Source organism: Peptoniphilus lacrimalis DSM 7455 (genome assembly GCF_000378725.1).
Taxonomy (GTDB): domain Bacteria; phylum Bacillota; class Clostridia; order Tissierellales; family Peptoniphilaceae; genus Peptoniphilus_A; species Peptoniphilus_A lacrimalis.
On record NZ_KB900375.1, the window covers coordinates 25,645 to 43,995 of the forward strand.

Below are 18,351 nucleotides of genomic sequence, written 5' to 3' on the forward strand. Positions count from 1 at the left end.
TCAAAAGAGGAGGAAATAATGAACTTACAGAAAGGCGATACGATAAGGACCAGTTTATCTGATAACACTATTGTTTTAGATATTGAAGACAATCGAGCCACACTATTTACAGGCAATCAGTTTGTAGTGGTAGGAGGTATAGACTTTAATGAAAAGAAAGGTATCTTTGAATGGCAGGGAGGAAGATATGCCGATTCAATAGATAAAGTACCCTTAGCTAAGATTGACGACTTTAGAAAAATGAAAGACTTGCTTTCTGATTTAATGGACAATAACTATGAGAACTTTGTAAAGGCCATGGTTTCAATTGAAAGCGGGATTGAAAACAAAGAAGCCCTACAAAACGCTTATGACAACTATATGAACGATGACATTATGGGATTAATTGACGATAATTTTGCAAAATATCTTGACGATTATTCATTGGAAAGCGAGCAAAGTCAAGAGATAGAAAAAGAAGAAAGGGTTAGTAGTCCTATAAACAAAGAGGATAATAAAGTTTCAAAGGAGAAAGAGAATATGCCAGAGGGTAAAAAAGAAAAAGAAAACCTAAGTATTACAGGGAATTTGACAGCTGATCCCAAAATTTCAGAACATACTAGTAAAGATGGGAGGGACTTTAAAGTGGCCTCCTTTTCTATAGCCAGTAATGACAAAGATGGAAATGTAAAATTTACTAACTGCTATGCCTATGATGATAAAATTAGTCAAGTGGAAAATATGAAAAAGGGCGATTTTGTACACCTATTTGGCAAGGATAAAGTCAATATAGGAAAAGGTGGAAAAGAGTATACAAGCCTAAATATTTATTCTGCTAAGCTATTAAAAACAAAAAAACGAGCTAAAGATTCAATTGTTAGCGAGTTAAAGGGATTCAAACAAAGGGTAAATAAGCAAGGGCGAAGTAAGGAAAGTAATAAAAAGAGTATGGAAATATAGAGTAAGGGTAAGGGTAGACTGCGGTCTACCTCTTATTTTTTTGAGGAAATGTAAATAAGAGAAAATATGCACAAAAGTTAGCAGATTTTAAACGAATTATCAGATATAGTTAATTAATAAAAGAGATTTCAAAATATATCTAAGGAATTAAAAAACATAATCTATCAAGTAAATTGAATTTGGAAAGTAGTAGTTCTCTATTAGGGAATATATCTATTAAAATAAATATAAGGAATAGAAGAACCTTGATTCAAATTAAAAATATAAATGACTTTATTTTTGAATTTTTCAAAATATACACTTCATCAAATGGAGTATCAATGTACAGTTTTTTTAATTTCCGAAATAACTAATGAGAAATTGATAGTTACAAAAATAAGATGTATTTAAACAAATCTATATAAAGATAAAGATATATAAAGCAATGAGGAGTTACTAATCTGATGAATAATAAATAAGCGTACATGAGAATTTATTGGGAAAGATTTGCTTTATATTAAGACATTATATAGCAATATGTTAGTTTATTAGAAAATACAGATTTTTTATCTTTGAAAGTTTTCCAAATTAGTATAAGAATATTTCAAAAAGTCTATGTGGCACTACGAGAATTAAGATTCAACTTAGAGTACGTTTTGTTATGCTCCTAGGTTATAAAATTATAAAAATAAGAAACCTATCTATGGAGGTGATATGATTGTTGATTAAAAGCTTAATAGCTGGTTTTTAGATATGAGTAATAAAAAAGTTTGCTTGAGTAAAGCATAGCAGAAAGGGTGATAATTATGAAGCAAATAAATAAGCTTTTATTTTCTTTGTTATTAATTGCATTTTTAATAACACCTATAGCTTCTTATGCTATTAGTAACGATATTGTAGGTAGCGCACAACCTAGAAAAGAGTTAGGCTTATATGTAAATGGACATTTAGTTAAAAATGATTCTGAAAAGAAATACTTTATAAAACAAGATAGAACATTTATACAGCTTAGAGGTTTGAGTGAAGAACTAGGATATAAAGTTGATTATAATGAAAAAACAAAAGATATAAAAATAAGTTCAAATGAAAATAAAAAAGTTGTTTTACTCAATGTGAATAGCGACACTGTCCAATCTGGAGAAATGGATATAAAAATGGATGTTAAACCGATCCTGATAAAGGATCGCACTTATATTCCAATAAGATTCTGTGTAGAAGCTTTAGGAGAAAAAATAGAATGGGAGAATGAATCGAACTCTGTTTTTGTAGGAGAAAGATTAAATGCTAATGAGATAAAAGAACTAATAGCAGCCCTTAAGAAAGCTTATCCACAAGAGATGAAAAGCGAGATGAATGACTATATAATTCTTAAAACACATGAGGATAAGGACTATGTATATAAAGACGTGGATGTAGAAATGATAAATAAGGATGGCAAAGAGGTTACTGCATATCAGTTAGCTATAGGATTATCAAAAAATGATATGAAAACTATAAAAGTTTTTGAAAGAAATTTTTTCACAACGGGAGATAAATTAACAATTCTAGGAGAATAGAAATTGCTTATATTCACGACTTGATAATAAGGAGGTAAAATATATGTTTAGTAAATTTAGAAAAGCTTTGCTTGGAGGACTTTTAGCTGTAATTATAGCAATAGGGCCACTAGACGTAAGTGCAGCTGAAATTAATATAAAAGAAATTTCTCGAAATATTAATAATGCTCAAGTTAATTTAATGCTTGAAGACATTAAAAATATTAATGGTCAAAGATATTCTGTAGGTTCTTATGATTATACAATAGTTGGAATACGTTATGATGACAACTATATTTACCAAGATGTGGATATAGAGGTAGAAGAAACATTGCTTCAATCACCGGAAGAAAGCGCATATTTCAAAGGAATAGAGAAAATCTATGATGAAACACAAAATGAAAATCTACTAGAATACATGAAAGAATTTTCTACAGAGATTGAACAGTATATTAATGTACCAGCTAAAACAGCATATTCATACACTTTTAGAATTCCTAAAAAAGAAGTTATGATTAAAAGTAATAGCGGTGTAGATAAAGAGTTATTTAGACGTGATTACTTTGAAGAGGGTGACAGAATTAGTCCTTTATCTTATGATAAAAATCTGGACGAAGCATTATTTATTCAAGGAGTTAATGATGCAAGAAATATACTTGAAAATAAAGTGAATTTAAGTGAATACGATCTAAAAAAAGATAGTCTATTAGATTTTGAGAATTCATTCAGTCGTTCTTCTGGTTTTTATAACAGGTTAGCTGCAAGAGACTATGCAAAAGCTCATGGAACAGACCAACCTGAATATCCTAGCAAACAAATACCAAACGGTTCAGATTGTGCAAACTTTGTATCAAAGTGTTTAAATCATGGTGGAATTCCGATAGACCAATCTGGAAAATGGTATCCTGCTTCTACTTGGGGCGGCTGGCCTGGAGATTATTGGTTTAGAACAGGATATAATAAAAATGGTGGAGTAGTTCCTTACATGACAAACAAGTCATATTTTTATAATGAAACTAACTGGAGAAATGTATTTGCTGGTAGCATATTATATAGAACAAATACTTCTCATGTTGGACTCGTTACCTATGGAGATGGCGCAAAAATAAAATACTCACATCATAGTACAAAGAGAAAACCATATAGTGAATATAACTGGAATCCAAATGGAAATGAGTATGCTACATTTTATAAACCAATGTCTTGGATTTTAAAATAAATAAGTAATTTTATATTTTGATATATTTTGAAATCTATAAAAATATCCATCATATCCTATAATCTGGGTTGGAGATATCATTTACCAATTATAGGATATGATGGAGGATATCATTAAAAGACTAGAAATCATGCGTGAAAATCGAGAAGTGTGATTTTTTCATGGGTCCCCATTAACTGTGAAAGAATGAAGCTTTTAAATCAACGAATTGAGAAAAGCCTGAATTTGGTTTTATGAATTCTATAATTTGTGTAAAGTAATTTTAAAGAAGTCTTAGAGAATGACGAATAAATGCTAAGGCTTCTTTTTTCATTATTGAAATCAAAAGCACCCATATAATATTCACCTAAAACAGTTAAAATTAAGCCTGTAGAAGCTTCATATTTTGTGCTTCTATTAGGACTGTTCTGAGATAAGGAATTAGTTCATGGTCTTTCGAAAGTGTAGAGAAAGAAAAACTTATAGTTTCTAGAGTTTTGAAATAATCATCCATTTTTTTTGCTACATATTTTTATTTAGTTAATCTATTATTTAAGAGTATATTGGTAGTTTCTTCAATAGAGTATTTGAGATCAGGTTGACGAGTAACTAATACACCTACAGATAAATAAAACTTATAAATAGTGTAGTATATATTATATTTTTTCTGCTGAGGTTATATTAATTTTAGATGTATCTAGAGATAAAAGATTGATTATAAGGAAAGAAAAAATAATTTTAATATGTATTTAAAATTAAAATATAAAAACATATTTAAAGGTATAATCAAGATAGAATATAAAGAGTAAAAAACTAAGGAGAGGGTCTATAGCATGGATAAGATAGTATTTTATAGCTTTGCCTGCAGTGTATATACAAGAATATTAATTAAGAACCATAATAACATAAAATTACCAGAAAATATAGAAAATAATATCATACAAGAAATTTCAAAACTCTCGTTAAAACCACTAATGCTATTAATGGCTGTCTATATTGACAATGGAGTTATATCTGGAAAAACGTCAAACAAAAGATATGAAGAATTTGATCGATATTCTACCTGTAATGATTTTTTTGATGTATTAGATGACTGCTATCCGGAATTGATTAAAAAAATAAGCTATATGATTACATCAAAGATCACAGGTTACTTAGATCTAGTTGAAAGGTTTGAAAACGACAAGAAACAAATAAAAAGAGAATTAGGTTTTGATGCGGACAGTATATCTGACTGCAAGATATATGTGGGATTATCAGATATGCATGATGGAAAAGAAAATCATATATTAGAATATAATGGAAAGAAAATAGTTTATAAAACCAGAGATTCTTACAACGATCTTTTTTGGAATGGTATTATTAATTGGGTTAATGAAAAATCTAGTGATAATTTACTATTTGGGGTCAGAACTTTAAATAAACAAACATATTCTTGGCATGAGTATATTAGTTATTCGGAATTACACTTGGAAGATAAAGTGCAGGAATATTACTATAAGATAGGATGTATATCTTTTTTAGCTTATCTATTTGACATGACAGATTTGCATATGGAAAATATAATCTGTTCAAATAAGGGACCAATAGTTGTTGATACAGAAACTATTTGTCAGGTCATCGTTGATAACAAAAATTATAATGAGGAACTCTCCTACTTTGATAGACTATTATCGGGCTCATTAATTAAAACTGAATTATTTCCAGCAAGTATTTGGACGAATAAACGAAAGATTGATACTTCAGGAATATGTGGCAGGGGAGGTCAAATTGTCGAAAGTGGTAAACTAGAATTAGAATTTCCTTATTCAGATAAAATAAACTTAAACATAGTAGATGGAATTCTTGAGAGTAGTAATAACATTCCTAAAATAAATGGGGAATTTGTAAATCCTAAAAAGTATGAAAAATTTGTAGAAAAAGGATTCAAAGAGACATATGACATTTTCTTAAATAACAAAGAAGAGTTTACTCAATATATAGAGGAGAATGAAGATCTAAAAAAAGCCAATATTAGGGTTGTTTTTCACGATACACAACTTTATCAAGATATTATCGACTTCTCAACAATTCCCAGCAACTTAACTAGACAGGGATTAAATAGGATATATAGAATTATTGAAGATTTATGTGAAGATAAAAAAGAAGTATTAATTGGAGATATTTTTAAAAACTTAATAGTTGGTAATATTCCTATATACTTTGGTAAAGTTGAGTCTAAATATGTAAAAACGAGTACAGGAGAAGTTTGCTCTGAACATAATGTAAAGCCCATTTCACAAGTATTAAATAAAATTGAAAAGTTAAGTTTACGAGATATGGAGTTTCAAAGAAAATTGATAGAATTAAGTTTATTAAACTTTAGAGAAAAATATAAAAATAAAGAGTTTTCAATTAAAAACACTTTCAAGAAGAACAAGCCTATTAAATCATCGACTATAGAGAAGGAAGTAAAAATGATTGTAGATAAAATAAGGAACAGAGCATTTTTATCAAAAAATGGTTATATAAATTGGATTACTATAGAGAACAATTATCCAAATTGGAATATTAAATTTCAAGACTGCTCTTTATATAGTGGATTATCTGGAAATGCAATACTATTTGCAGGTTGTTATAAAACCTTTGGAGATAAAGAATACCTGGAAGTATTATTAAGAATTATAAAGACCATCGAAAAAAGACTAGAATTTGAAGAGAAAAGTTCCTCAATATTTAATGGATCATTAGCTGTAGCATACTTATATTTCTTCCTATATAAACAGGGGTTTGGAGAAACTTACTATAAAAAGGGAGTGGAATTATTAACTCAGCACGAAAGGCAAATACTTGATAATAGTGATTATGACCTACTTGATGGAATATCAGGAGTCTTAATAATTTTAATTCAATCTTATGAATTACAAAAAGATAGTTATTTATTAAATCTTATTAATAAAGTAAGCGACAAATTATTGGATCATATATCCATTGAAAATGATAAAACTACCTGGAAAGGGGAGGCTATGCTTACAGGCCTAGCTCATGGTGTAGCAGGTGTTTCTTATGCGTTAATAAAACTATATGAATTGACTGGTTTAACTAAATACAAAAATCTTGCCAAAAATCTAGTTGGATATGAGAACTTTAATTTTAATAGAGAAGAAGGAAATTGGACAGATATAGTAGTAGATGGAAAGATATCAAGAGAAGATACTGTCATTCAGTGGTGTCACGGTGCTGTAGGAATTGGTTTGGCAAGATTAAAAACTAATAGAACGCTAAATAACATGGTTGATATAGACAGAGCATTAAAAGCAGTGATTAAAATGGGTATGTATAAAGAAAATGATAGTATATGCCATGGTAATATTGGAAACTTAAGTTTTCTGATCGAATACTATAATCAATTTAAAGATGAGGATATAAAAGATATAATTATTTATAGATTAAATGAAGTTCTGCTAGAAAATTCAGGAAAATATAAGAGTGGATTAGCTAAAGATTTTGAATCTGTAGACTTTATGTCAGGCTTATCAGGTATTGGATATGAGTATTTACGATTAATTAACAAATCCTTACCTTTAGTAAGTTTATTGGAGATGTAATTATGGAAAAATTTATGAGCAAAATTGATGACAATATACTAAAATGCATCCATATTCTTTTCCAAATAATTTTAATAACAATAATTATTTATTTGGCTCGTTATAAACCTGAGTTAAATAAATATATCATGGTATTAATAATTTTGTCTATAGGAAATGCAATGAACTATTATTTACTTTTGGCAAATAGAGGAAAAAAGCTCGTTTGGCAGGGAAGTTTTATAAGTATAATCTCAACCATTTATATTGTAACAAACATATTTATCCTTAGATACTTTAGGAGCTGGAATATTTATATTTTCTATCATTTTTTACTGATGGTTATGGTCGTTTACTACACCAATCTGTATGCAGAAGGATTAATATATGGTGGCAAATATTATGAATTAATAGCGGTTTATGGGTTATTACTATATGTCTCAAAGTTATTTTCTTATAATTTGTTCATAACCATCTTTCAAGGCGGCTATTTTGTTATAGGTATATTCCCCATTTATATAATTACAAAGTATAAGAATAAATTAAATAAGTTTGCACGTTATAGCTATAAAAGTCTGTTTTTAATGACTTTGATTTTTTCAGTGATATTAGTCGTACAATTTTTTCTGCCTATAATTGATTTTAGTGGGACTAATATTGACATATATGCAACAGCAATCTTCTTAGAAATAATTAAACTAAGCTTAGAATGTATCTATTTAAAAGTACAAAATTATATGCTCATATGGGAAGATAATGGATTTTCTTTACTATTGAGGTTTATATCTTTAAATATATTGTCATTTATATTAACTAAAGATGTTTCCCTTATGCTTATTTTTTCAACAGAAGTTATATTATTAACACATATGTTTGATAGATTAAGATTCACTGAAAAAAATAATACTTCTATAGATGGATCTTTGTCTTGTTCTTATATAAACGAGTATCTCTATAAACAAGAAGCTCTTTATAATGAAAGAACCATTAGTTTTTTACACGATGAAATTTTACAATATATAATTGTCGCATTAAGACAGGTGAAAGATGATAACTTTTTTGAAAATAGAGATAGTATCATTAATTTATTACAAGAAACCATAAATATAACTAGAGAAGAAATTAATTTATATAAACCAAAGATTAGAAAAGAGGAAAAAACTTATGAGGCGTATATAACTTTAATTAATGATTTAAAGGATAGGTTTAAAAATGATGAAATATTAATTGATTTTAACTGTGATGAGAAATTGGAATTGGTCGAACCTTATATTTCGGTTATATATAAATGCATCCATGAGATAATTATTAATATTTTCAAGCATTCTAAAGGTCATTATTCTGAGATAAGTCTTTATCAAAAGGAAGATAAGATATTTTTGACCTCAGTTAATCATGGAGATTATATGGATATAGAAAACAAAAATAAAGTTAAAAATGTTGGATTAAAAATTTTAGATTTAGAAGTTAAAAGATTAGGTGGTAAGATGAATATAAAAATGGATGCGAATAATTTATTAGAAGAGGAGGAGTCCAGGGTAGCTGTAAACATAGAGATCCCAATAAAAAGAGAGGTGATTTATGAACATTTTATTAATCGAAGATCATAAAATTTTAGCAGATAGCTTGAAAGATAGTCTTGAAAAAACAAATGAAATCAATGTCCTTGTATTAAAAGAGCTGCATGAGTTAGAGTTTAAAATAAAATCTGAAGATTTTGACCTGATTCTTATGGACATAAATTTAAAAGGACTTACAAAAGAAGAACAGGGACTAGAAATTAGCGAAAGGCTTATTAAAAAATATCCTGACATAAAAATAGTTATTTTAACAGGCTATAATTTGAAATATTATCAAGATTTAGCAAAAAATATTGGCTGCTATGGTTTTATTTCAAAAGAAGTAGACACAAAAACTTTAATAAAAAATTTTGAGAAAATAGCTTTCGAAGGTGAAAAAATATTTCCAAAACAAAGCAATGCTATTGAAGAATTGACTATCAATGAAATAAAGATTATTCAACTATACGCTAGTGGATTAACTAGGCAAGAGGTAGCTAAAAAATCTTTTATATCTTTGAGATCTTTGGCTGTAAGCTTGAATAGAATTTACAGAAAGTTAGGGGTACAAAACTACCAAGAGATGACAAATAAAGCTAGAGAACTTGGATATATAGATAGTTTTTGATTGCAAAATAAGAATAATTTTATCTTTGTATAAGTGAATGATTTTATAAGACATTCAATTTTATGCACAAAAGTTAGCAGATTTTTTCTATGTCTCGTAGTATTCTTTTAATAGAAAACCTATTTTCTTTAAACATAGTTAAAGTTTTAAATGGTGAAAGCAAGGAGGATAAAATGGACAAAGAAATGATAAAGCAAAAGGTCAAAGTATTCGAAGAACAAAATTTCAAGAAATTGTATAACCATTATGAGGAGAGGTTTGAAGAGTATATTTCGTCACCGGTAGCTATTACATTGACTCGTGGGTGTAGTGTTACCATGATAATATGTTGCTTCTAAATTATTTAAATTCATGTTTTTTTCAACTCATCGCAATAAGTTTAGAAAATATCGCGTTTCCAAAAAGTTATACCAGAGAGATGAGTAATAATCACTTGTCTCTTTTTTTATTTTATCTAAATCGGTTGTATTTGTTTACCGTATTCTAAAGGGCTCAACAAGTTTAATACATTATGTATAATAATGAATGTTATGAAACATACAAAAGGTGAATTGTTTAGAATAAAAAATAATGTCTATTGAAGATTAATTATAGAGATGAAATTTGATACGTTTCTCAAGAGTTTTCAGTCCACCCCTTTTACACAGCCAAAGTTTTTTATATTATATAGGAACATTAAAAGCTTTAAATAATCAAGAATTAAAAACTAAGATAGAAGAGCCCCTGTGGTTTGTTGGTCAGCTAGAGTTGCAGATAAAAAGTATTTAGATTTTCTGTAGAATTGAAGCATTGGGTTGCATTAATACAAGCTATGTTAAATGATCTTAGTATTCTAGTATTGGATGAGCCAATGATAGAACAAATATGTTTTTATATATTCCTTCATTTATGTTTGAAAATTATAGCTTCTTTATTAAACAAACTAAATACTTACAATTCAAACATTCTAAAAATTATGGTGGATAAAGAGATAAATAAGAAGTATTTTAATGTGGTTAATGGATTATTGCCACAAGATATAGAAGTGGCAGAAATTAGAGATAAGCTGGAAATGATTGAAAGAGATGCAGGAGAGAGAACGTTAGGGATACTAATGAAAATGGTTGAATTGTTTCAAAGTATTTCTTTACTTATATTTACAAGTAGTGTCCTAGCAGTTATCGATTTTAAAATAATTCTAGTGGTTTTATTATCTATAATTCCAATTTCTATTGCATATAAAAGGACATACAAAGATATTTTTATTGTTTATTCTGAAAGACTTGAAAAATTAAGATATGTAAAAGCTCTAAGAGATACAGTTCATCAGAATGGATTTGTAATGGAAAACATGATATATAAGGTGATTAATTATGTTGAAACAAAAAGTGAAGAGTTAATTAATGAAATTATAAAATCAGAAAAGAAATTAAAAAAGAGAGTTTTCATCCGAGAGGCACTAGTTGAGAATATTAGTATAATGTTGACCTATGTAGTGAAATTAATGCTAATAATCTTAGGGATTAGTAATAATAATAATCTTGGCAGTATTGTTATGTCTATTAGTGCGTTTGACAAAATTAACAATTCAATTCTGAATATTTCTATGATTTCAAATTCACTATATGATGATGGCTTGTATTTAAAAGCAATAAACGATTTAGAAGAATATGCTAAAAACAATTCTTCAAATGAAAGTAGAAAACAAATAATTAATGAAGTTAATAAAATTTCATTTAAAAACGTATTTTTTAGATATCAAAACTCTAAATCTTATTCGTTAAAAAATATATCCTTGAATTTTGAAAAAGGTAAATCATATGCAATTGTAGGTAAAAATGGAAGCGGAAAATCGACATTAGTTAAATTAATTTTAGGAATGTATAGCCCTTTAAATGGAGAGATAACGATAGATGGAATTTCTATGTGTGATTACAATAGATATTCACTTTACGATAAGTCTAGTGTTTTATTTCAGGAATTTATGAAATATCCTTTATCTTTTTATGAAAATATAAGATTTAAAGACAGAGATAAAGACGAGGATATCTTGTTTGATAAGGCCTGTGAGCTTGTTAAATTAAATGACTTAATACAGGAATTGCCAGAAAAAGAAGATCAATTATTAACAAAAGGTTGGAAAGACTCCATTGATTTATCTGGAGGTCAGTGGCAAAAAGTTGCAATTGCAAGATTTTTTGCTAAAGATGGATTATTGAGAATTTTGGACGAACCAGGAGCGTCTTTAGATGCAAAATCAGAAAGTGAAATACTAAAAAATATTATTAATGACAAGTTTTCAATATCTATAGTAGTGACACACAGATTTCAAAATATTAAAAAATATGACGAAATAATAGTTATGAAAGACGGAGAAATAGAATCAAAAGGTAACCATGCATATTTAATGAAGAATTCAGCAGTATATAGAGATTTATACATTGCACAAAAAGAAATGATGGAATGAGGTGAAAATGTGCTAGAAATACAAGCTGTAAATAGAAGTTTTGGAAAGAAAAGAGCGCTTAAGTCGGTGGATTTAGAAATAAGCAATGGAATCTATGGGCTACTTGGTGAGAATGGAGCAGGTAAATCAACCTTGATGAAGATACTAGCTACTTTAGACAAACCTAGTTCAGGAAAGGTGTTATTTTGTGAGAAAGATATTTGGAATAATCAAGACTATCTTTCTCAAATTGGCTATATGCCACAAGATATAGAAATATATGATGGATTCACAGCCTATGACTATCTAGAATACATAGCTCTTTTAAAAGGAATGAAGAAGAAGGGGTTAAAAGAAAGAATTTATGAAATTCTAGAGTTTGTTAATTTGAAGGATGTGGATAAAAAGAAAATTAAGACATTTTCTGGGGGAATGAAAAGAAGAATAGGAATTGGCCAGGCTATTATTAATAATCCAAAGATTCTTATTCTAGATGAACCTACAGCAGGACTTGATCCATATGAGCGTATTCGATTTTCCAATATAATTACTAATATGAGCGAAGATAAAATTATATTATTTTCCACTCACATAGTATCAGATATTGAAGCAATAACAGATCAAGTAGTAATTTTAAGTGAAGGGATGGTAAAGAACAAAGGGAAAATTCAAGATATGGTTCTAGAGCTTCAAGGTAAAGTGAAGCAGGTAGAAGTTACTAATAAAGAACTCCAAGACTTTACAGAAGAAACATTTGTCGTTCGAATAAAAAACCAAGGAGATAAATACATGGTTCGCTTTATTGAAAAAGAAGGAAGTCCAAAATCTGGAAATATTTTAAAAGCAAATTTAGAGGATTATTTTGTCTATATTGGAGGTCTAAAAAATGAAAAAAATTAAATTTATATTGCCATTACTAATGCTTGTCAGTCTATTTACAGCCTGTAGTAGAGAAGAAAAAGCTGCTGAACAAAATGTTAATCGTCAAGAAGAGCAAAAAATCGATATTTCAAAAGAAGAAAGTCAAGGCATAGAAGAAACACAGTCACTTGAAGAGGAAATTCTTAAGAAGAAATTAAAAGAAGTACGAAATAAAAGAGAGGAAAGTATAACGGTTGAGGAAAATGATGTTACTACAGGTTATATGCCAAAAGAGGTTGATGATCTGCAAAATGTACCTATAATAGAGCAATCTTCTGAGCAGTATAAGCAAATGTATAATACTGCTTCAACTTATATAAGAGATAATTTAAACATAAATCCTAAGACAAAGCTGAGTGTATATGATGCCATTGATCCTACTGTTTTAGAAATTTATACTGCTGAAGATCGCGGCTATTTGCAAGATTATACAGTAGAAAATATTTATGTATTAGAATATCAAAAAGAAGATGGAACTTGGAGTTATATCTTTATGGGGAGAGAAAACAAACAAAGCCCATGGAAAGTAGTTCATACTGGAGACTATTTTAAGGAGTAAACATGAAAGCACTATATTATGAAATCAAACACTGCTTTAACAAGGTTTCCATATTTGCTTTATTACTATTTCTTTTAGTTGTATTTCTTCACTCTATTATTTATCTAAGTATACAGTGGCGTACCATATTACCAGACGGTACATTGGTAGAAGGTTTGTCATCTCACAGAGCTTTTTCAGAAGCGGCCAAGGAATTAAAAGGAGTTTTGGATGATGAATATCTTCAAAAACTAAAAAAAACCTATGCATCTAGCTACGAAAAGAAATATCTAGATATTGATAAGGGGTTTTTAGGTACTGGAGGCTTGATGAAATATATCAACACCAATTATCTATTAAATATACCGGAAAGTAGATTCAATGCAACCAATGGTAACGAGTATATGGAAATAGACTTCCCATATTTAGAAAACGTCGACACCTTCTATGCCGTATATAAAGAGACATTAGTAGAAGTAGAAGTACAAGCGCATGAAGCTAGTGGATTTAGGCCTTATACAGACGAGGAAATCAAACAAATTAAAGATATTGTTAACAATATTCAATTACCATTGAGGCTAGACAATACAATGTGGATGAGTAGTACAAGAAATTACTTATATTTAGAATATTTTATATTCACCTTGGTTTTGTGTATTTCGTTTTCTTCTATTTTTTCTAGAGATGGCATAAATCCTGTTTCTGATATTGCCTTGGCCAGTAAGCAGGGGAAAAATAAATATATTTGCAGAAGATTCATCGCTGGATTAGTCGCTGCAGCTATAATGTATTTAATTTACTTCATTTTCTTAAGCTTGATTCATGGTAGTGTGTATGGCTTTAGTGGATGGAATGCTTCAATTCAGTCTAAGTCATACTTCAATGTTTTTAACATGACAGCAGGCAAAGTGTTTTTGCTAGAGTGTTTAGGAGGATTGATAGGGACACTAGCTGTAACATCGATTGTGTTACTTGTTTCAATTATTATAAAAAGGACAAAAGCTAGCTTACTTGTTTCTGCTGGATTGGTCTATTTTTTAAATAACCAATTGAAGGGTTACAGTATCCTACGTTTTACAAATCCTTTATTCTTTAAGACTGATAGTATGGGGACGTTAATTTCTTTGTTTGGAAGAATTGTACCCTATCTTGTCCTAATAATATTGCTTGGAATACTATATATTTCTATTTGTTTTATTTTAGTAAGACTTTTAGGAAAGAGATATAGGTGGTTAAAATGAAAAATTTGATTTACGCAGAGAACAAAAGAATATGGAAACACCCCTTGACTATACTCACCTTAGTGTTAGCTTTTTTAGCCGCTGTTTTTAATGTCAATAATTCTACAAAACAGTATTTATCTGAACATACTTTTAATGAGGAAATGAATTTATATTACTTAGATGCTAAAAAGATTGATATAGAAAAAGCTCTTGGTGGGAAATTGGATCAAATTCAATCGGAATTCTATTATTACGATATCTTAAGTTTTGCCGAACAATTAGATCTTAAAGGAGATGAACAAGAAAATTTATCAACGCTATTAAGAGAAAAAATAGAACAACATTTAGATACAAATGAAATTAAATATAGCGAGGATATAAAAAACAAGGTTACAGATACATTAGATGAAGTCAAAATAGATTTATCATATGGAGAAGGTTGGAAAAATCTTAATAAAAATCTCTCTAAATTTCTATATATAAATCTTTTTCTTTCTATTATTTTTACAGCCAACATAATGTCTACTAAAAATATGGAAGGGGATGTCTACCAATCTACTTTTTATGGTAAAAATTATCTCTTTAAAGCCAAGGCCATTTTAGCTGCGTTTTGGAGTTTAATCTTCTGTCTTTTATCTATATTGGCTCTTCTTATTTTTTATATAGGATTATATGGAGTAGAGGGAGCGTACAATGCTATTCAAAATAGTCCTATAATGACTCTCTCGCTTTATAAGGAAACATACTTATCAATGTTTATAAAAAATGGGTTGTTGGGTCTAGTTACTATAGAAACCATGGTATTTTTGACTATTATTATATCAAAAAAAACAAAGAACTTTATGCAAATTTTCACAAGTATTATTTTATATTATTCTCTGCTTATTCTATTAGACAAAATAGGGAGTGTGATTTTCAACTACAAACTTCTTAACTTTTTGTCTTATAAGGCTATGGGATTTTTTTATCACTATACTCACTATGATCTTTATTTATTTGGTGACATTGTTTTAAAATCAATAGATGCCATATTACTTGTTAAACTCATTCAATTAATAGCTTTTGGTATTTTTATTTTTGGCTTCAATACAGAATCGAGAGGCAAGCTAAAAACTCGAAAAAAGGCAAATTGAGTGATAAGGAAGATTTTTATTATATTAAAATCAGGAGGATATTTATGAAGGAGAGTAATTTAAGTTTATTGCATGACAGAGTTGTTAACTACGTGGATAGAAAACCAAAGAAAAGTTCTGAATCTATAGGTATGTTTTTTAATACAATTTCAGATACAATGTATTTCTTTGATAGCGGCACTGGAAAAGTTTTTACAGGGGAAAAAAAGTATTTAGAGTTTCTTAATAGATTTATTAATGAAAAAAATTTAGAAAAAGTTCTAGAAGAGTGCAAGTTATCAGAAGAAGAATTAAAAGAGTTTGAACAATACATTATAGAAGAAGATTTATTAAAAGGTTTAACTGGTGAAGCCCTATACAGTAAATCATCTCTTGAAACAGACTTAGAAGAAATAAGTAAAGGTTGCCAACAAATTGTACTTGAGGTAACGGGAGCTTGTAATCTTAGATGTAAATACTGCATATTTGGTTCTAAAAAGAAGAGAATTAGAGATTTCAACACAAAAATCATGAGTGAGACTACAATTTTAAAAAGTTTAAATTATATGAAGGACCATGGAGAAAATACGGTTTATATTACTTTTTATGGGGGAGAGCCACTTTTAGCTTTTGATAAGATCAAATTCGCTATAGAAAAATCTTTAGAATTAATGCCTGAAAAAGAAATTTATTTTTCTTTTACTACAAACTTGACTCTTCTAACTAAAGAAATAGTGGAATATCTTTCAAAATTAAAAAATATGAGCTTACTGTGTAGCTTAGATGGTCCTAAAGATATCCATGATCTATATAGGGTAGATATGCACGGAGATGGCACACATGACAAAATAATTAAAAATTTAGAGCTATTGAAGAAAGCTCAAAAAGAAAACAAAAAGTTTTCAGTTAATTTTAATTGTGTATACATGCCTCCATATTCGATAGAAAAACTTGAAAAAATTGACTTATACTTTGAAAATCTACTTAAAGATTTTGATGGGAGTAATTATTCAATAACCTATCCTACAGAAGAAACAATTCCTGAAGATATTGCAAAACAGTATGAATTATCAGATAGAAGTCTTATACAGTGGATCGAGAAAAAAGTAATGAGTGAAGAAAATTTAGATAATTTCAAATGCAAAGGAATTATTGACTATATAATGCCTGTACATGAAAGAGTCATTACTCAAATTGCATCCCCTGTGTTGCCAATGAATGGTTGCTGTACACCTGGGGCTAGAAGATTGTATGTAAATACAGATGGAGAATATTACGTTTGCGAAAGAATCAATAAATCTCCAGCAATTGGAAATATAGATACAGGAATAAATATTGATATTATCACTGAGAAATATTATAAGGATTATAGTGATAAGTCAATTGAACATTGTGCAAATTGTTGGGCGGCAAAAATGTGTCCTGTATGTTATGCTGATAGAATGAATGAGGAAGGAATTTCTGAAAAAGCTCATGATAATTGCGAGTCTATGCGAAACAATATAAGAAATCAATTTTCTCTTTATTATTCTGTTTTAGAAAAAAATCCAGAAAAATTAAGCGTTTTAAATAACTCAATTACAGTTTAAAAGTTATAGGTATTATCTCATGATAGAATATACAATTTATGACCCTGACTCAGAAGTATATATGTGTCAAGTAATATTAAATAGAGGTAGTAACAGTGATGAAGAACAGTTAAGTGGAACAGCCCACTTATTTGAGCATGTTTTTATTAACTATTTAGAGGGAGAATCACATAAGAATTTTCCCAAAGTTCATGGTTATACAAGCTATTATTATATGGCGTTTTACTGGTATAAAAATAATTTAATAGAAGCTATTAATAGTATAAAACTATTCAAAGACTTATTGCTAGAATTAAAGCTTTCTGATTGTATAAAATATTTAGATTGTTCAAAAAAAGAAATATTAGTTGAGATCAAAAATATTAAAATAACCAGTTTTATAGAAGATGTATTTGAAGTGAATTCTCCAATAGGTACTTTTGATAGTATTAGACGTATCAACATAGAAGATATAAATAAGTTTTTCTATGGAATTGAAATATCTAAAGGGTTTTTAGTAGATGAATCAAAATTATTAACTCTAATTTTTAGTACAGATAACTTATATAATGAATCCTTTATAAATGAGTCTAAAAGAAAATTAATGAATATGAAGAGCAATAATTGGAATATTTTGACAATAGATAATGTCGATGGCAAAAATAAAAATCATGCTATTTTCAATTTATTGTTAGCTCATTTAATCAGCGAAAAATTATTAGAAAAAAATTTAAGGGATATATCATATCAATATTTATCAATTAGCCCTTATTTCAATAAGATTATAATTAGAGCACAAGATAATTCTATTAATTGTTTAGATTTTCGTACCTTAATAGAAAATCAGATAAACTTGAGAAATGAAGAGTTCTGCGAACTTTTATGCACTATTAAAAAAACAAATACTTGGATAAATAAAAATTTAAATAGGCCACAACTTATAGCAAAGCAGATTAACTATATTTTAACTGGAGTTCATGATTTATACAGTCTTGATTCTGATGAATTTGAAAATTTTTCATATAAGGATTGGGAATCTTTGTATAAATTGAACTGTACGAACTAATGTATGAAATATACACTTATTAAGTTCAAAATTATTAGATAACTGTATTATGAGATTATGGGAATAAAGATTTAATAGTAAATATTTGTGGAAA

Annotated in this window: 13 protein-coding genes; all 13 read left to right on the plus strand. The window is 28.4% G+C overall.

Annotated elements, in window-relative coordinates; translation table 11 throughout:
- Nucleotides 1–18 precede the first annotated feature (18 nt).
- The 13 genes from F594_RS0107560 (at nt 19) to F594_RS0107625 (ending at nt 18,257) form a co-directional block, all read left to right on the plus strand.
- Entirely contained in the window at nt 19–939 is a 921-nt protein-coding gene (locus tag F594_RS0107560) for a hypothetical protein (protein ID WP_019035131.1), read from the plus strand.
- Between the two features lie 785 nt (nt 940–1,724).
- Nucleotides 1,725–2,474 (plus strand): copper amine oxidase N-terminal domain-containing protein, encoded by a 750-nt coding sequence (locus F594_RS0107565; protein WP_019035132.1) that lies wholly within the window; start codon nt 1,725–1,727, stop codon nt 2,472–2,474.
- A 43-nt stretch (nt 2,475–2,517) separates the two neighbouring features.
- On the plus strand, nt 2,518–3,672 hold the full coding sequence (locus F594_RS0107570; RefSeq protein ID WP_019035133.1) for an amidase domain-containing protein: 1,155 nt from the start codon (nt 2,518–2,520) through the stop codon (nt 3,670–3,672).
- Nucleotides 3,673–4,484: 812 nt separating this feature from the next.
- Nucleotides 4,485–7,238 carry a type 2 lanthipeptide synthetase LanM gene (lanM, locus tag F594_RS0107575; protein WP_019035134.1) on the plus strand — a complete coding sequence of 918 codons (2,754 nt, stop codon included), beginning with the start codon at nt 4,485–4,487 and terminating at the stop codon, nt 7,236–7,238.
- Between the two features lie 563 nt (nt 7,239–7,801).
- Nucleotides 7,802–8,827, plus strand: a complete 1,026-nt coding sequence (locus tag F594_RS09830; protein ID WP_211208585.1) for an ATP-binding protein — start codon at nt 7,802–7,804, stop codon at nt 8,825–8,827.
- The gene (locus F594_RS0107585; protein ID WP_019035136.1) at nt 8,799–9,404 is read left to right on the plus strand and encodes a response regulator transcription factor; all 606 of its coding nucleotides are present in this window, start codon (nt 8,799–8,801) and stop codon (nt 9,402–9,404) included. Before F594_RS09830 ends, F594_RS0107585 begins: the two co-directional genes overlap by 29 nt.
- Before the next feature lie 892 nt (nt 9,405–10,296).
- Nucleotides 10,297–11,850 carry an ATP-binding cassette domain-containing protein gene (locus tag F594_RS0107595; RefSeq protein WP_169501867.1) on the plus strand — a complete coding sequence of 518 codons (1,554 nt, stop codon included), beginning with the start codon at nt 10,297–10,299 and terminating at the stop codon, nt 11,848–11,850.
- Between the two features lie 9 nt (nt 11,851–11,859).
- Nucleotides 11,860–12,729 carry an ATP-binding cassette domain-containing protein gene (locus F594_RS0107600; protein ID WP_019035139.1) on the plus strand — a complete coding sequence of 290 codons (870 nt, stop codon included), beginning with the start codon at nt 11,860–11,862 and terminating at the stop codon, nt 12,727–12,729.
- On the plus strand, nt 12,716–13,309 hold the full coding sequence (locus F594_RS0107605; protein WP_019035140.1) for a hypothetical protein: 594 nt from the start codon (nt 12,716–12,718) through the stop codon (nt 13,307–13,309). Before F594_RS0107600 ends, F594_RS0107605 begins: the two co-directional genes overlap by 14 nt.
- Before the next feature lie 2 nt (nt 13,310–13,311).
- On the plus strand, nt 13,312–14,529 hold the full coding sequence (locus F594_RS0107610) for an ABC transporter permease (protein ID WP_019035141.1): 1,218 nt from the start codon (nt 13,312–13,314) through the stop codon (nt 14,527–14,529).
- A complete protein-coding gene (locus F594_RS0107615; RefSeq protein ID WP_019035142.1) occupies nt 14,526–15,644 on the plus strand; it encodes a hypothetical protein in 1,119 nt (372 codons plus the stop codon). The genes F594_RS0107610 and F594_RS0107615 overlap by 4 nt, the downstream gene beginning before the upstream one ends.
- A gap of 44 nt (nt 15,645–15,688) precedes the next feature.
- On the plus strand, nt 15,689–17,212 hold the full coding sequence (locus tag F594_RS0107620; RefSeq protein ID WP_019035143.1) for a radical SAM/SPASM domain-containing protein: 1,524 nt from the start codon (nt 15,689–15,691) through the stop codon (nt 17,210–17,212).
- 19 nt (nt 17,213–17,231) lie between these two features.
- Complete coding sequence (locus tag F594_RS0107625) at nt 17,232–18,257, plus strand: peptidase M16 family protein (protein ID WP_019035144.1); 1,026 nt, start codon at nt 17,232–17,234, stop codon at nt 18,255–18,257.
- The last annotated feature ends 94 nt before the right edge of the window (nt 18,258–18,351 follow it).

Coding starts and splice junctions, on each gene's coding strand:
- F594_RS0107560 (WP_019035131.1), top strand. CDS start 19: ATGAACTTACAGAAAGGCGATACGATAAGGACCAGTTTATCTGATAAC.
- F594_RS0107565 (WP_019035132.1), top strand. CDS start 1,725: ATGAAGCAAATAAATAAGCTTTTATTTTCTTTGTTATTAATTGCATTT.
- F594_RS0107570 (WP_019035133.1), top strand. CDS start 2,518: ATGTTTAGTAAATTTAGAAAAGCTTTGCTTGGAGGACTTTTAGCTGTA.
- lanM (WP_019035134.1), top strand. CDS start 4,485: ATGGATAAGATAGTATTTTATAGCTTTGCCTGCAGTGTATATACAAGA.
- F594_RS09830 (WP_211208585.1), top strand. CDS start 7,802: ATGACTTTGATTTTTTCAGTGATATTAGTCGTACAATTTTTTCTGCCT.
- F594_RS0107585 (WP_019035136.1), top strand. CDS start 8,799: ATGAACATTTTATTAATCGAAGATCATAAAATTTTAGCAGATAGCTTG.
- F594_RS0107605 (WP_019035140.1), top strand. CDS start 12,716: ATGAAAAAAATTAAATTTATATTGCCATTACTAATGCTTGTCAGTCTA.
- F594_RS0107610 (WP_019035141.1), top strand. CDS start 13,312: ATGAAAGCACTATATTATGAAATCAAACACTGCTTTAACAAGGTTTCC.
- F594_RS0107615 (WP_019035142.1), top strand. CDS start 14,526: ATGAAAAATTTGATTTACGCAGAGAACAAAAGAATATGGAAACACCCC.
- F594_RS0107620 (WP_019035143.1), top strand. CDS start 15,689: ATGAAGGAGAGTAATTTAAGTTTATTGCATGACAGAGTTGTTAACTAC.
- F594_RS0107625 (WP_019035144.1), top strand. CDS start 17,232: ATGATAGAATATACAATTTATGACCCTGACTCAGAAGTATATATGTGT.